Source organism: Lentzea alba (genome assembly GCF_047445655.1).
GTDB classification, from domain to species: domain Bacteria; phylum Actinomycetota; class Actinomycetes; order Mycobacteriales; family Pseudonocardiaceae; genus Lentzea; species Lentzea alba_A.
Genome location: NZ_JAJAEG010000026.1, coordinates 15425 through 30471 on the forward strand (window position 1 = coordinate 15425; position 15047 = coordinate 30471).

A 15047-nucleotide genomic window follows, 5' to 3' on the forward strand; every position below is an offset into this window, starting at 1 on the left:
TGGACAACCTTGTCATCTTGGCGCAACGCGGTCGACGGCGACCCCGGCACGCGCTGGGCGTCGGAGTACCGGGACAACGAGTGGATCGCGGTCGACCTCGGCGCCGCTTCCCGGTTCGACAAGGTCGTGATCTCCTGGGAGCGCGCCTACGCGTTGCTCTACAAGGTGCAGATCTCCGACGACGGGCAGACCTGGCGTGACGTCAAGCAGGTCAGCAACGCGCCGAGGCCGTTGAAGATCCGCGTGAACGGCGTGCCGATCTTCTGCCGCGGCGGCAACTGGGGCTTCGACGAGCTGCTGCGCCGCATGCCGGCCGAGCGCATGGACAACGTCATCGCGCTGCACCGCGACATGAACTTCACGATGATCCGCAACTGGATCGGCGCCAGCAACCGCGACGAGTTCTACGCGGCCTGCGACAGGTACGGAATCCTGGTGTGGAACGACTTCTGGGTTGTCGGCTACTTCCCCGACAACATCCCGGGGTACCTGGACACAGCGCTCGACACCGTGACGCGCTTCCGCCACCACCCGAGCATCGCGGTGTGGTGCGGCGCGAACGAGGCCTCCCCACCGCCGAACACCGACGCGGGCCTGCGCAAGATCGTGACCGAGCAGCACACCGACGTCCACTACCAGAGCCACTCGGCCGACGGCTGCGTCTCCGGCCACGGCCCGTACCACTGGGTCGAGCCCGCGAAGTACTTCGACGCCAACACCTACGACACGTTCAACTTCGGCTTCCACACCGAGATCGGCATGCCGACCGTGCCGGTCGCCGAGACCATGCGCAACCTCGTGGGCAACGAGGTCGCGTGGCCGATCGGCGACGTCTGGTACGCCCACGACTGGTGCACGAACGGCAACCAGCGCCCGCAGCTCTACCAGGCGGCGATCGACGCGCGGCTCGGCGCGTCCACCGGGCTGGACGAGTTCTGCCGCAAGGCGCAGTTCGTGAACTACGAGAACATGCGCGGGATGTTCGAGGCGTGGAATGCTCATCTGTGGGACGACGCTTCGGCTCTGCTGCTGTGGATGTCGCACCCCGCCTGGCATTCCACGGTGTGGCAGACCTACGACTACGACCTGGACGTCAACGGCACGTACTTCGGCGCGAAGAAGGCGTGCGAACCACACCACGTTCAGGCTTCTTTGGACACTTGGAAGGTCACGGTTCTCAACCACACCACGGGTGTGTTGCGCGGCCGCGTCGAGGCAACGGCTCACGCTTTGTCCGGTGCCGTGTTGAGCACGCAGAAGGCCGACGTCGAGGTCGGTGTGTCCGGCCGCGCTCAGCTGTTCGAGGTGACCCGGCACGCTTCTGCTCTGCACCTGGTGCGGCTGCGGTTGTTCGACGGCGACCGGTTGCTGTCCGAGAACACCTACTGGCGCTACCGGACGCCGGCGGACATGCAGGGCCTGAACTCGTTGGGGCGCACCAAGATCTCTCTCGACGTCGGCAGCACCCGGCGCGACGGCGACCGGCGCAGGTTGACCGTGAAGGTGCGCAACACCGGCAAGGTCGTCGCCGCCACGACCCGGCTCGGGCTGCGCGACCGACGTTCCGGCGACCGCGTGCTGCCGACGATCTACAGCTACAACTACCTGTGGCTGCTGCCCGGTGAGACCCGCGAGATCACGTTGTCGTGGCACAAGCGGGACCTCACCTCGGAACAGCCGCGGGTGACGATCGAGGCCTACAACGCCTAGTCGGGCTTCTTCGGCTCGGTGTAGAGCAGGTGCCGCACGTGCGGGTTGTCCTTGGCCAACGCACGTGCGGCTTCCTGGTTCTGCTGGTCGACGACGGTGCCGCGTTCGAGGTGCTGACGCAGGTGCTCCTGCCAGGTCGCCACGGTGAACGTCTCCAGGAACGTCTCGGCCTTCTCGGTGTCCCGGAACAGCCCCCACATCGTGGCGCCGGTCCGCCTGCGCGCCCTGCCGACCCGTTGCATGGCCTCGACGAACGCGTCCTCGTTCTCCTTCGCCACCGGCCACTCGACAGTCACCAGCACCGGACCCGCGTCCGTGTCGTCGATCTCCGGCGGCGCGTCCCAGTACGTCGCCGGACTGACGTCGAGCGGCCGGTCGATCAACGGCAACCACTTCGTCGCCGCCAGCGCCAGCACCGCCATCGCCACCGCAGGCACGATCATGGCCGTCCGGAGGCTGTACGCGTCCGCGATGACACCCCACACCACCGCGCCGAGCGCCTGCCCACCCATCAGGATCAGCTGGTAGTACGCCAGCGCCCGCGCCCTCGTCCACGACGGCAGGAGGATCTGGGCGGAGGCGTTGAACGTCGACAGCGTGGCGATCCAGCACGCACCCGTCAGCAACATCGCCACGATCACCAGCGCGAAGCTTTCGGTGAGCACAGCCGTGCTGGTGGCCGCCGCGTAGAGCCAGGTCGCGAAGAGCACCATCCGGTTCTTGCTCATGCGCTGCAACAACTTCGGCACGACGAACGCGCCACCGATCGCGCCCGCTCCCACACTGCCGAGCAACACGCCGTAACCGCTCGCGTCGAGCTGCAACGGCCCGCGCGCGATGGCCGGCAGCAACGCCCACAGCCCGCTGCCGAACACGATGAACAGCGCCAGCCTGACGAGAACCCGCCTGAAGAGTGGCGAACTGGCGACGTACCGTGCGCCGGTCCTCATCGCCGAGGCGATGTGTTCCGTCCCGAGTGGACGGTGATCCGACGGCCTCTTCCACCTCGTCAGCACGATCAGCACGCCGAGGAACGAGATCGTGTTGAACGCGAACGTCGCCTCCGACCCGGCGAGCGCGATCAGCAGACCACCGAGCGCGGGCCCGATCGCGCGTCCGACGTTCATGTTGACGCCGTTGAGCAGCGCGGCCTGCGGGATCTCCTCGCGCGACACCAGCTCCGGCTGAATCGCCTGGAACGACGGCATCGACAACGCCTGCCCGATCGCCATCAACGCGAGCAACCCGAGCAGGCTCGCCGGCGTCGCCTTGTCCGTGCCGGCCAGGAGCATGAGACCGGCCGCACCCGCCAGCATCAACGCCTGCCCGGAGATCAGCACGTGCCGCCGGTCGAGGATGTCGCCCAGCGCCCCGGACGGCACGACCAGCAGGAACACCGGCAACGTCGTGGCGGTCTGGACGAGCGCGACCTGCAACGCGGAGCCGCCGAGGTCGCCCATGAGCCACTGGGCGCCGACGGTCTGCGCCCACGTGCCGATGTTGGAGGCGAACTGGGCGAGCCACAGGGCCCGAAAGGCACTGCGGCGCAGGGGCGCCCACGCGGAGACGGTCACGCCCCCGATCTTCACATCTGAGGGCGCGGTCCGCCGAGCACCCGGCCCTGTCGGTCTGCTGGCTGGTGCCGTCACCGGCAGCCTTGCACTGCGTTCGACGTTCAGACCGGGCACTTCGCGGTGCCGGCCGCACGCCCTCGTTCTGATTGGCGGTGGGCGTGGAGCCGGTGCTGCACTCGTGGTCTGTCGCGCCCCGGCCCTGTCGGTCCTGCTGGTCAGGATCGAAATCGGGGGTACCTGGCCGGAGTCGTGTGTGGAGCGCGTCGCTCTCAGACCACCGTGACCGGGTGCTTCACCACCGCGCCGAACAGGTAGCCCTGCGTGTTGTACGGCGACTCGTCCGGCTGATCATCGGCCCGAACCCGCAGCACGTGCGCCCCCGGCGTCGCCTGCCAAGGCACCTGCCACCGCGTCCAAGCCCCGCGCGACACCGGAGTGGCCCGCCGCCAGGTCCGCCCATCCGTCGACACCGAAACGCGCCGCACCCCACCAGGCGCCCAAGACCGCCCGGTCAGCACCTGCCGCCCAGCAGGCACGGTCGCCCCGAACCCCAACTCGAACGCGCTCTTGGCCACCTGAGTCGTCACCAGCGACCCGTCAGCCGGATAGGTGGGCCCGAGCAGCCGGTAGTACTGCGTGTCCCACGGCGAGTGCATAGCCGACGTCGACACCTCCAGCGACCCCAGCCACTTGATGCTCGCGATCCCGACCCACCCCGGCACCACCAGCCGCGCCGGAAACCCGTGATCAGGAGGCAACTCAGAGCCGTTCATCTCGTAAGCCACCAGCACGTCGTCCAGCGCCTTCGACACCGGCAACGGCCGCCGAACCCGCCCCAGGTTCACCCCACCGGTCACGAACTCGTCATCCAGCCCGACCGGCAGCACGTCGACTGCGGACCGCCGCACCCCAGCCAGCCGCAGCAACACCCCCAAAGGAACCCCTCGCCACCGCGCATTGCCCACGGCACCCAGCTTCCAGGGCGTGCCGGAAACGGTCTGCCCCTGTTGCGACGAGAAGAAGCTCCGCCCGTTGCCCGCGCATTCGATCACAGCCTCGACCGAACAGGACGGCAGCGCGCGAAGGTCCGAAAGCGACAGCGTCAGCGGCCGGGCGACGCCGGAGCCGAAAATCCGAAGCCGCCAAGAAGCAGCAGAAAGAGCAGGCGTCGAGGTGTGGTTGCGGACGAAGAACTTCGACACGGGCACCAGTGAGCCGACGTCGCGCAGCGCCTCCCAGCGCGTCTCGGCGTTGGTGCCGTGCACGATGAAGTCCGTGGCGGGCAACGGTTTCACGATCGAAGGAGCCGCCACCGCCACGGCACGAGAAGGTAGCACCGAGAGTCCTGCCGCGAGCAGCACGCCGCGCCGAGAGATCATGCCTTCGACGCTAACGACCGCCACAAGGGGCCATCCCACAGAACGAGAAAAGGTCGTGCGCGGCTCCCGGTACACGTGGAGCCGCGCACGACCGTTCCCCCCTCACGAATGGGCTGGGGGACCCACTCGCTTCCTGCACCGGTGCCGCCCGCTCCCCCGGACGGCACCGGTCGTTTCTCACGGGCAGACAGCAGGCTTCTTCCCGATCGACAGGTCCACGACCGCGCCCACCGAGACCGACGTCCCGGCAGCGGGGTGGCTGGTCAGCACCCGGTCCACAGAGGTGCAGGTCTCGACGCCGGAGACCGCGCCCACCTTGAGCCCCGCCGAGACCAGCCGCGTCCGTGCCTCGTCGTAGGTCAGACCGCGCAACGAAGGGACCACCGCGCCACCGAAACCGCCGGCCCCGTCGGAAAGACCGACGAACACGCCCTTGTTGCCGAAGCCGACGACGTCCGCCGCGCCCTCACCCGTGACGTCCGCCAGCAGCCGCGGATGCTGAGCCACGGTCCAGCCGGTTCCGGACCCGAAGTCCGCGTTGACGTGCCGGGCCGGAGCGAACGTGCCGTCGCCGCGGGCCACCGCGGACACCACGCCGGTCGAGCTGAAGCCCACGAGATCCGCACGGCCGTCGTTCGTCACGTCGGCCAAGGCCGGCGACGGCGAGGACGAGGTGCCGTAACCCGTCCCGTTGTCGTAGCCGAAGTGGCCCACGCCCACACCGAACGTTCCGAAGGTGCCGCCACCCACCGCGCGGCCGGTGTAGGTGTTGGCGTCGTAACCGAAGCGGATCGCGTCGGCGTAGCCGTCACCGGTGATGTCGGCGAAGCGGAAGACCGGGGACTCCGGGCTGGTGGCCGAGACCTGCGACGCGCCGTAGGTGCCGTCGGCGCGGGCAAGAGACGACATCGGTGCGACGCTGGGGTTGAAGCGGACAGACAGGATGTCGGACCGCTTGTCGCCACCGACCTGAGCGAGCTTGAACTGGTTGAAGTCGAAGCGGTCCGTCGTGAACTCCGTCGAGGCCAGGTACGGCGTGGCGAAACCGCCGCCGCCCGAAGCGAGCGCGATGTCGACACGACCGTTGGCGAACGCGTAGATGTCGGTCCGGCCGTCGGCGTTCGCGTCACCGGGCAGCACGACCAGCGGGCCCGGCCGGCCGTTCGAGCCGAAGATCCCCGACACGAACCGCATCGGAGCGAAGGAGCCGTCACCAAGACCCACCGAGGTCCAGACGCCTTCGGACCTGATCCCCACCAGGTCCGCGTAGCCGTCGTTGGTGATGTCCGTGACCCAGCGCTGGTGTTCGCCGTTGCGCCAACCGGAGTTGTAGCCGTAGCCCGAAAGGGCGTACTTGGGCGGGGCGAAGTTGCCGCCTCCCAACGAGATCGACGTCCACACACCGTCGTCGCCGAACGCGACGACGTCCGCCTTGCCGTCGCGCGTGACGTCGGCGAGCGTGCGGAGGTGCTTGTCGGTTCGCCACCCCTGGTCGTAACCGAACGCCGCCAGCGCGTACTTCGCTGTCGGCACGGGTGCCGCCGCAGCCGCGGGCACCGAGGGCAGCAGGCCCACCAGTGCCAGCGCGGCCGCACCCAGCACACGTCTCCACGCATTGCGCCCCAAAGCATTTCCCCCTAATACAACCCAGTTCGACGGTCTATCCACTTAGGCGTTCCACCCCGTTCCACGCCCGTTCCACCGGTCTGCTTGGGTGTGCGGCGTGACGCCCGAGTCGTTGTTGGAAGCAGGCACGCGCGCGTTGGCGGAGAACGGGGACCTCCGGACCAGCAGGCAGCACTTCGCCCAGGCCTATGAAGCCGCTCAGAACGCCGGTGACGTGCACACCCTCGTCGCGGCCGCGCTGGGCGCCGGCGGGGTGTGGGTGCACGAGCACCGCACCGCCGCGGAGGCGGAACTGGTGCGGTCGCGGATCAGGCACGCGCTCACGCTGGTGGAACCGAAGTCCGACATCGCGTTGCGCCTCCGGCTCAGGCTCACCGCGGAAAGCGATTACCAGGCCAACACGAGCGAGAACGTGCTGCGGCTGCTGGCAGAAGCCCGACAGGTCGTCGACCCCGTCGTGCGGGTCGAGGCGCTCAGCCTCGCGCACCACTGTGTACTCGGGCCCGATCACGTGGAACTGCGCAAGGAACTCGCCGCGGAGATGATCAGCGAGAGTCTCCGCAGCGGACGCCAGGGCGACCTGATGATGGCGTTGCTGTGGCAGGTGGTCGACCACTTCCTCGCCGCCGACGCGCACGCCGTGCGGCGCCTCACCGATCTGCAGGAACGGCTCAAGCACGAGGACCACCTCGCGGTGCGGTTCGTGGTGAGCGCGGTCGAGGTGATGCTCGCGATCCGGGATGGACGGTTCGACGAGGCCGAGCAGATGGCCGGCGCGAGCGCGCAGCTCGGCGGCGAGGTCGGCGACGTGGACGCGACCGCCTGGTACGGCGCGCAGCTCTGCGCGATCCGCTGGTACCAGGGCCGCACGGCCGAGCTGTTCCCGTTGCTCGACCACCTGGTGCACTCGCCGACGCTGAGCACGGTCGACAACTCGTTCTTCGGCGCGCTCGCGGTCGCGGCGGCACTGTCCGGGGACAGACGCAAGGCCCAGGGCGCGCTCGCGATGCTGTGCCAGCGCGGCCTCGACGCACTCCCCCGCTCCAGCACGTGGATGGTCACGATGAGCGGCGTCGCGGACGCCGCGCACCTGCTGGACGACGCCGAGGTCGCGCGCGAGGTCTACGCGATCCTGCTGCCGTTCGCGCACCTGCCGTTGATGGCAAGCCTCGCGGTCACGTGCTTCGGTTCCACGCACCACCCGCTCGGGCTGGCCGCGCTGACGTTCGGCGACGTCGACAAGGCGGTGACGCACCTGCGGGCCGCGGTGCGGGACAACCTCGCGCTCGGGCACTGGCCCGCGGTGCTGTCGTCGCGCCGCAAGTACGCCGAGGCGCTCCAACGGGCCGGGAACGTCGAGGAAGCCCGCCGCCAGCTCGCCACGTGTGCGCAGGAGGCCGCGACGCTCGGGCTCGACGCTCCCGACAACGCCGACCTGTCCGTGCGGCGCGAGGGCAAGAAGTGGCTCGTCCGGCTCGGCAACCGCAGCGTGCTGGTCGACGGCGGGATCGGGATGGCCCACCTCGCGGTGCTCGCCGCCAACCCCGGCCAGGAGATCGACGCGGCCGAGCTCGTCGCGGGCACCAATGCCCTCACCGGAGACGCCACCGCGCAGGACCAGCTCGACGTGGAAGCGTTGCGGCAGTACCGGAGCAGGCTCGCCGAACTGCGCGAGCGCGATCTGACCGATGCCGAGCAGGCCGAGCACGACTGGCTGGTCGGCGAGATCGCGGCGGCGGCCGGGCTGGGCGGCCGGGCCAGGACGTTCTCGGACTCCGGGGAACGGGCCCGCATCGCCGTCGGCAAGGCGATCCGGCGGGCGGTGACCGCGCTGTCCGCTGCCGACCCGGTGATCGGCGATCACGTGCGCGACCACGTCCGGACCGGGCGCCGCTGCAGCTACTCGCCCACGTGAGTGCGAATACATAGATCAACTACGAAAACGGGTGCATGCTTTCCTTGTGCGGGCCCGTTTTTGGTCACCCCGAAGACCACACGATCGAGCGATAGGCCGAACAGCGGGTAACCACCTCAAGGTGACCCTAAGATCCGATTACGGACCCACGTGATTTGGGCCACATTCATCCCAGGTCAAGACCCGTTTCAGTGATGTGAACGGGGATTGGATGCCCGAACGGGCAGCACATCGAGAGCGCTCCCACAACCTGGGGAAACGATCTTTCCGGCCACCTTTCGTTCACCCGGTGGTGGCCCGTTTGGCTGTCTCACAACGGATTGTGAACGCGGGTCTCAATTGGTGACGCGCAACTCTCAGAGCAAGCAGTGCACGAAAAGCTACTTGATACTGCACGCATGTACATCGTCGGTGACAACGATGCTGTCGCGCTCCGCGACACCGTGAGCTCGGGTCAGGTCCAGCTCGACCCGGCCGCGGGCGAGGAACTGCGCAAGCAACTGCAGGCCCAGATCGACCAGGTCGACTCGTGGCTCGAACGCGCGAACAACAGCATCGCCCGTCCCGCACCGCTGGGCGCCAACCCGGTCGGCGACAAGATGCGCGACAAGTTCACCCACCGCGCCGAGGGTGAGCAGTACTCGTTCGTCAGCGTCATGACCGCGTACCGCACGGTGCTGGAACAGACGAAGACCTCGATCGTCGAGGCGATCGAGAACTTCACCCGCCTCGACGAGGACCAGCAGGCCGAACTGAAGAAGCACATGGGTAACAGCTGATCTCCGGACAGCTGCTTCCACCGACGCGAGAGGCGAGCCGGTCATGCCCCCCGAGACCGACCCGAGCGAGATCGAGAACATCCCGGTCCTCACGGACCCGCAGAACTGGGCGTCACGCTCGCACGAAGAGCTCTACGCCGCGGTGCACAACAACAACGACCCCGGTCAGGCAGGCCAGATCAGCTCCGACTGGGAGAAGTACGGCACCGAGCTGACCGAGGCCGCCCGCACCATGAACGCGGTGATCACCGCGTCGGAGTCCAAGTGGACCGGCACCGCCGCCGAGGCCGCCCGTGACGCGATGAAGAAGCTCGGGGACTGGGTCGACCAGACCGCCCGCACGGCCGTCGAGGTCGGCAACAAGGTCGCCGAGCAGGGTCACGTGATGGAGAGCGCCCGCGCGCAGATGCCGGCGCCCGTCGCGTTCGACTGGAACAAGGCCGCGGCCGCGCTCTCGCAGCCGGGCACGCCCGCGTTCGTGCTGGCCTCCGCCGACATCGCGGCGGCGAACGCCGCGTCGCGAGCCGCGCACGACCAGGCCGTCTCCGTGATGACCAACATGGAGAACAGCTCCCGGCAGATCGACACGTCGACGCCGACGTTCAAGCCGCCGTTCAACCCCAACACCGGCAAGGTCGAGGAGCCGGTCATCGCGATGCCGCGCTCGGCCGGAGGCGCGCCCACGCTCGGTGGCGCCGACGCGCTGATGTCCACGCACGCGCAGAGTGGTGGTGCCACGGCTGCTCCGCCCGCTCCCACCGGCGCACCGCAGGGTGGAAACGCTCCTGCCGCACCTGCTGCCTACACGCCGTCGGCACCTGGCTACGCCGGGCCCGGCGGCGGAGGTGGCGGCGGCGGGAGCTACACGCCGCAGATGCCGGGCTACAACCCCGGCAACACGAATGTTGCCGCTGCGGCGTACACGCCGACGGCGCCCGGTTACACGGGGCCCGCCAACACCGGCAGCACGTACACGAGCAGCAGCGGTGGCGGTAACAACTACACGCCGCAGATGCCGGCGGGCTACAACCCGAGCACGGGGCCGAGCGGTTCGGGACCGCGGCCGAACCAGAACGTCCCGAGGGTGCCGGTGGTCGGCAAGGACGTGCCGAACCCGAACTACGTGCCGCAGAACCCCAACTCCCCCAAGGGAATGACGCCGGGCCTCACCAGTCCTGGAGGTGGCGGCGCTGGTGGTGGAGGTGGCGGCGCTGGTGGTGGCGGTGGTGCCGGCATGAAGCCGGGCGCGATGCCGAACTTCGCGGCCGCCGGTGGTGGCGCGGGTGGTGCGTTCGGTGGTGGCGCGGGTGGAGCCGGTGGTGCGATGCAGCCCGGCGGTTCCGCTGGCGTCCAGGGCCAGGCCGCCCGTCCGGGCTTGATGGGCATGACCCCGCCCGGTGCGGCGAGCGCGGCCGGTGCGGGCATGGGCGGCGCGCCGATGGGTGGCGCTCCCGGTGCCGCCGGTGGCAAGGGCGAGGACGACAAGGAACACCGTTCCGCCAGCTACATCATGGGCGGCGACCTGTTCGAGGTTCCCGGTGAGAACCTGCCGCCGTCGGTGATCGGCGGCGCGAAGCCCAAGAAGTCGAAGGGGGCCGAGCAGTCGTGATCACGCCCGAGTTCCTGCTCACGCCGCGCGAGTTCGGCGTGCTGTGGCAGGACCTGCGCCTGGGCCGGGTGCCGTACCCGCTGGACGTGCCCGCCGAGGGCGACACCGAGCAGGAACGCCGTGTGCTGCAGGAGAAAACGCTCGGCGACCTGCGTGAGCGCGGTCTGGCCGACAACGATCGGCTGGAGGGGTTCCTGCGGCTGCTCGACGACCACGACGTGGCCGTGGACGCCGTCGCGGGGCTCGACCGGACCGTGCGGGCGCTGGCCGTGTCGAACGGTTCGGAAGCCGTGCTGGCGATCATCGACGGCGACCGGGTCGGTCTGTTGGCGATCCGGGAGACCGGGCTCGCCCGCGAGATCGTGCGGGTGCTGCCCGACGGTGAGGCCGGCCCCGGTTCCGCCGTGAACGTGCGGGTGGAGTCGTTGCAGCAGGCCGTGGCGCTGCAGGAGGCCGAGGAGGACGACTCCGAGGATCCGTGGGGCGCGGCCGACGACGAGATGGACGACCGGGCGGCGTTGCAGCGCGCCGGACTGTCCGCTCAGGACGCCAAGCAGTTCGGTGAGCTCGCGGCGAACCGCGTCGCGGGCGGCCAGTTCGGTGTCACGCACGGCCGGCAGCGGTCGGACGTGGTCATCAACTGGTTCGACACCCACCAAGGTCGTTATCTGATGGTCAACTCCGACGGCTGGCTCAGCCTCTCGCCGACCGACAACGACCGCATCGCCACCCGAATCGCCGCTGTGCTCGCGTGAGCCCGCAGTTGAACCGCCGCCGGAGGACCGTGTGAACCCCGCGAACCCCACCCAGTGGGTCGAAGAGTACGAGGCCAAGCTGGCCGACCTGAAGAAGAAGTCCGAGGACCTGCAGGAGAACTTCGCCGCGTCCACGGCGACCGTGACGTCGAAGGACGGCGCGGTGACGGTGACGGTGGGCCCCAACGGCGGCCTGCAGAACCTCCAGCTCGGGCACCGCGCGGTGGAGCTGGGCGCGCCCCGGTTGACCGCGCTGATCCTGGAGACCGCGCGGCACGCCCAGAAGCAGGCCGCGGAGAAGGTCCTCGAGGTCTTCAAGCCGCTGGGTGAGGGCACCGAGGCCTACCAGATGGTCTCCGACTCGATCCCGTCCGACGAGGAGATCGACGAGACGGACTCCTACGACATCGACGACGAGCCCGAGCCCGAGCCTGCGCCCGCGCCTCCGGTGAGCCGACCCGCGGCGGCCCCGCAGCCGCCGCCGGTCCGCGGGCGCCGCCCCGTCGCGGACGACGATGACGACGACAACCAGCCTTGGTGAGGAACGATGACTGCGCCTGAAACCCCGCTCCCGTCTCCTCCCGGGATGAAGATCACGGAGGAGAACAAGCTCAAGGGCTCGTTGTTCATCGAGGCCTACGGCAGCCTGATCGACGGCATCGGCAAGGACGCGGAGTCCGAGACCGAGAAGGCCCTGGACATCACGTTCAACGCGATCGGTGCCGCTTCGGCCACCGTCATGCTGGCCATCGACCCGCTGGGCAGCATCATCGGTGCCGGTGTCGGCTGGTTGATCGAGCACGTGTCGTTCCTGCGCGACGCCCTGAACCAGCTGATGGGCAACCCGGAGGAGATCCAGGCCAACGTCGAGGCGACGAAGGCCCGCGCGGCCGAGCTGCGCGTGCTGGCCGAGGACCACAAGAACGGGCTGGCGACGTTCGACGGCTGGACCGGCGCGTCGTCCGAGGCGTTCAAGAAGAGCATGGACGGCATGTCGCAGGAGCTCGACGAGCTCGCGCAGGCCGTCGAGACCAAGGCCAAGATCGTCGCGATCATGGGCATGCTGGTCACCGTGCTGCGCGACATCGTCCGCGACCTCATCGCGCAGCTGATCGGTTCGCTGATCGGTGGCGCTTTGCTCGCCGCCGCCGCGATGATCCCGACGTTCGGTGCGTCGATCCCGGCGTTCATCGGCTTCGCGGTCGGCAAGGCCGTCGCGCTGGGCGTGAACATCGCGTCGCGCGTGGCCCGCGTCGTCGCTGCTCTGGGGCGGCAGATGAAGCGGATCGGCGACCTCGACGACATCATGGCCAAGATCAGCAAGGGCTGGGAGCGGTTCGAGAACTCCGCCGACGTCGCCGAGATCACCTACGAGGGGTACAAGGCGCAGAAGGACGTCGACAAGAAGATCGACGAGGCGGTGGCCAAGAACCAGCCCGGTGGTGCTGGCGGTGGTGGCACTGGTGGGGCTCCCACGGCGTTGGCCAACGCTCGGGTGGGCACGGTGCAGCAGGACGGGGTCGAGCCTCTGCAGCCGATGCAGGCTTTGAGGCGTGTGGACGCCGCCGAACCGTTGCAGCCCATGCACGCCGTGTCCCGCGTGGACGCTGTCGAGCCTTCGCAGCCCATGCAGGCTTTGAGGCGTGTCGACGCCGCCGAGCCCTTGCAGCCCATGCACGCCGTGTCCCGCATGGACGCTGTCGAGCCTTCGCAGCCCATGCAGGCTTTGAAGCGTGTCGACGCCGCCGAGCCCTTGCAGCCCATGCACGCCGTGTCCCGTGTGGACGCTGTCGAGCCTTCGCAGCCGATGCAGGCTTTGAAGCGCATGGACGCTGTCGAACCGTTGCAGCCCATGCAGGCAACAGCCCGGATGGACGCGGTTGAGCCGTTGCAGCCGACCCGGATGAACGTGGCAGCTTCGGACTCGACCGTGGCGTCGGGTCTGGCGATGACCTCGGGGACGCCGACCCACGAGGCTCTCCAGCCTATGCAGGCCTACACGCCGTTCGAAACCGCTACGCCGGCCGAAGAGGGCTACAACCCGCTGATGGCCCCGGACGGCTTCTCGCAAGCCGGCGGCGCCCCGGTCCAGCCGCTGCGCCCGACAGTCGCCTACGAGCGACCGACCAGGCCCGCGGAGTAGTCACCCCGCAGCCGGGACCCACGCTCACCCTGCTTTGTTCTGACGCAGTACTGGAGAAACGCCGCTCATGGCCAAGGGGAACGTCAATCCCACACCGTCGCCGTCGCCGAACCCGGCGCCGAACCCGACGCCGTCCCCCTCTGCCCCACCAGGAACCGGCAGCGGCGGACCCACGGGCAACACGGGCTTCTCCATGAACGACTCCTCGATGCAGGGGTTGCAGAGCAAAGCGGGTGATCTGGGGTCCCGGCTGTCGAGCATCTCCAGCGGTCTGCGCGGCCTGAACTTCAGCGGCAACGCTCTGGGCCCGATCGGCCTGTTCGCCGTGCCCGCCCTGAACGCCTCCAACGACAACGCCGTCTCGCAAGCGGACAAGGGCGCCAAAGCCTTCACGGACGTCCAGTCGAACCTCAAGGCCACGCACCAAACCGCCACCTCAACCGACACCTACAACCAGTCGAACATCAAGTCGATCGACCCCTCGACCAACGTCAAGCCCCCACCCGGTCAGGGCGGCCCCAACACCAGCGCCACCAACACCAGCGGCCCCAAGGTCTCCGGCCCGGGCACGATCGCCGGCGGCACCGGCCCGAACGCCACCGGTCCCAAGGGCCCAGGCGGTCCCGCGGTTTCGACCGCCCCGAACATCAAGGGCGGGACCGGCCCCAACACTTCCGGCGGCCCCAAGGGCCCCGCAGGTCCCGCAGTCACCGCCGCCCCGAACGTCAAGGGCGGCACCGGTCCTTCAACGTCCGGCGGCCCCAAGGGACCCGGCGGTTCCGCGGTGAGCGCCGCCCCGAACGTCAAGGGCGGCAGCGGCCCCGCGTCGTTCACCCCCACCGCACCCGGCGGTCCCTCGGTCTCCAACGCACCCAACGTCAAGGGCGGCGGCCCCGCACCCTTCACGCCCACCGCACCTGGCGCACCTGGCGGCAAGGGCGGTGCCACTCCGTTCGTGCCCACCGCACCTGGTGCGCCTGGTGCGAAACCCGGCACTCCACCCGCAGGCAAGGGCAGCCCAGCCGCCTTCACCCCCACCGCACCCGGCGCCCCAGGTGCCAAGCCCGGCACTCCACCCGCAGGCAAGGGCGGCCCAGCCGCCTTCACGCCCACGGCACCTGGCGCACCCGGCGCCCCAGGTGCGAAACCCGGCACTCCACCCACCGGCAAGGGCAGCCCAGCCCCCTTCACCCCCACCGCACCCGGCGCCCCAGGTGCCAAGCCCGGCACTCCACCCGCAGGCAAGGGCGGCCCAGCCGCCTTCACGCCCACGGCACCTGGCGCACCCGGCGCCCCAGGTGCGAAACCCGGCACTCCACCCACCGGCAAGGGCAGCCCAGCCCCCTTCACCCCCACCGCACCCGGCGCCCCAGGTGCCAAGCCCGGCACTCCACCCGCAGGCAAGGGCGGCCCAGCCGCCTTCACGCCCACGGCACCTGGCGCACCCGGCGCCCCAGGTGCGAAACCCGGCACTCCACCCACCGGCAAGGGCAGCCCAGCCCCCTTCACCCCCACCGCACCCGGCGCCCCAGGTGCCAAGCCCGGCACTCCACCCGC

Annotated in this window: 12 protein-coding genes; 7 read left to right on the plus strand and 5 right to left on the minus strand. The window is 69.5% G+C overall.

Features of this window, described 5'->3' with window-relative positions; all coding sequences use genetic code 11:
* Positions 1-9 precede the first annotated feature (9 nt).
* Positions 10-1710 carry a discoidin domain-containing protein gene (locus tag LFM09_RS35255; RefSeq protein WP_414100924.1) on the plus strand — a complete coding sequence of 567 codons (1701 nt, stop codon included), beginning with the start codon at positions 10-12 and terminating at the stop codon, positions 1708-1710.
* Here the strand turns inward: LFM09_RS35255 and LFM09_RS35260 are convergent.
* From LFM09_RS35260 to LFM09_RS35270, 3 genes are all read right to left on the minus strand, one after another.
* Positions 1707-3284: an MFS transporter gene (locus LFM09_RS35260; RefSeq protein WP_414100925.1), complete on the minus strand. Its 1578-nt coding sequence runs from the start codon at positions 3282-3284 to the stop codon at positions 1707-1709. The genes LFM09_RS35255 and LFM09_RS35260 overlap by 4 nt on opposite strands.
* Before the next feature lie 269 nt (positions 3285-3553).
* A complete protein-coding gene (locus LFM09_RS35265; RefSeq protein ID WP_414100926.1) occupies positions 3554-4663 on the minus strand; it encodes a sulfite oxidase in 1110 nt (369 codons plus the stop codon).
* 177 nt (positions 4664-4840) lie between these two features.
* Positions 4841-6289, minus strand: coding sequence for an FG-GAP-like repeat-containing protein (locus tag LFM09_RS35270; RefSeq protein WP_414100927.1), 1449 nt, complete (start codon positions 6287-6289; stop codon positions 4841-4843).
* 97 nt (positions 6290-6386) lie between these two features.
* Here LFM09_RS35270 and LFM09_RS35275 point away from each other — a divergent pair, with 97 nt between their 5' ends.
* From LFM09_RS35275 to LFM09_RS35300, 6 genes are all read left to right on the plus strand, one after another.
* On the plus strand, positions 6387-8204 hold the full coding sequence (locus LFM09_RS35275) for a hypothetical protein (RefSeq protein WP_414100928.1): 1818 nt from the start codon (positions 6387-6389) through the stop codon (positions 8202-8204).
* Positions 8205-8602: 398 nt separating this feature from the next.
* Positions 8603-8983, plus strand: a complete 381-nt coding sequence (locus LFM09_RS35280) for a hypothetical protein (protein WP_414100929.1) — start codon at positions 8603-8605, stop codon at positions 8981-8983.
* A gap of 43 nt (positions 8984-9026) precedes the next feature.
* The gene (locus LFM09_RS35285; RefSeq protein WP_414100930.1) at positions 9027-10592 is read left to right on the plus strand and encodes a WXG100 family type VII secretion target; all 1566 of its coding nucleotides are present in this window, start codon (positions 9027-9029) and stop codon (positions 10590-10592) included.
* The gene (locus LFM09_RS35290) at positions 10589-11347 is read left to right on the plus strand and encodes an ESX secretion-associated protein EspG (protein ID WP_414100931.1); all 759 of its coding nucleotides are present in this window, start codon (positions 10589-10591) and stop codon (positions 11345-11347) included. The genes LFM09_RS35285 and LFM09_RS35290 overlap by 4 nt, the downstream gene beginning before the upstream one ends.
* Before the next feature lie 31 nt (positions 11348-11378).
* On the plus strand, positions 11379-11888 hold the full coding sequence (locus tag LFM09_RS35295) for a YbaB/EbfC family nucleoid-associated protein (protein ID WP_414100932.1): 510 nt from the start codon (positions 11379-11381) through the stop codon (positions 11886-11888).
* 45 nt (positions 11889-11933) lie between these two features.
* Positions 11934-13490 carry a hypothetical protein gene (locus LFM09_RS35300; RefSeq protein ID WP_414100933.1) on the plus strand — a complete coding sequence of 519 codons (1557 nt, stop codon included), beginning with the start codon at positions 11934-11936 and terminating at the stop codon, positions 13488-13490.
* A 24-nt stretch (positions 13491-13514) separates the two neighbouring features.
* On the opposite strand, the gene LFM09_RS35305 is transcribed toward LFM09_RS35300, so the two are convergent.
* Both LFM09_RS35305 and LFM09_RS35310 read right to left on the minus strand, forming a co-directional pair.
* On the minus strand, positions 13515-13910 hold the full coding sequence (locus LFM09_RS35305) for a hypothetical protein (RefSeq protein WP_414100934.1): 396 nt from the start codon (positions 13908-13910) through the stop codon (positions 13515-13517).
* Between the two features lie 87 nt (positions 13911-13997).
* On the minus strand, positions 13998-14453 hold the full coding sequence (locus LFM09_RS35310) for a hypothetical protein (RefSeq protein WP_414100935.1): 456 nt from the start codon (positions 14451-14453) through the stop codon (positions 13998-14000).
* Positions 14454-15047 lie beyond the last annotated feature (594 nt).

Excerpts from the sequence above, each read along its gene's own strand:
- LFM09_RS35265 (WP_414100926.1), bottom strand. The coding sequence starts at position 4,663 with ATGATCTCTCGGCGCGGCGTGCTGCTCGCGGCAGGACTCTCGGTGCTA.
- LFM09_RS35300 (WP_414100933.1), top strand. The coding sequence starts at position 11,934 with ATGAAGATCACGGAGGAGAACAAGCTCAAGGGCTCGTTGTTCATCGAG.
- LFM09_RS35280 (WP_414100929.1), top strand. The coding sequence starts at position 8,603 with ATGTACATCGTCGGTGACAACGATGCTGTCGCGCTCCGCGACACCGTG.
- LFM09_RS35285 (WP_414100930.1), top strand. The coding sequence starts at position 9,027 with ATGCCCCCCGAGACCGACCCGAGCGAGATCGAGAACATCCCGGTCCTC.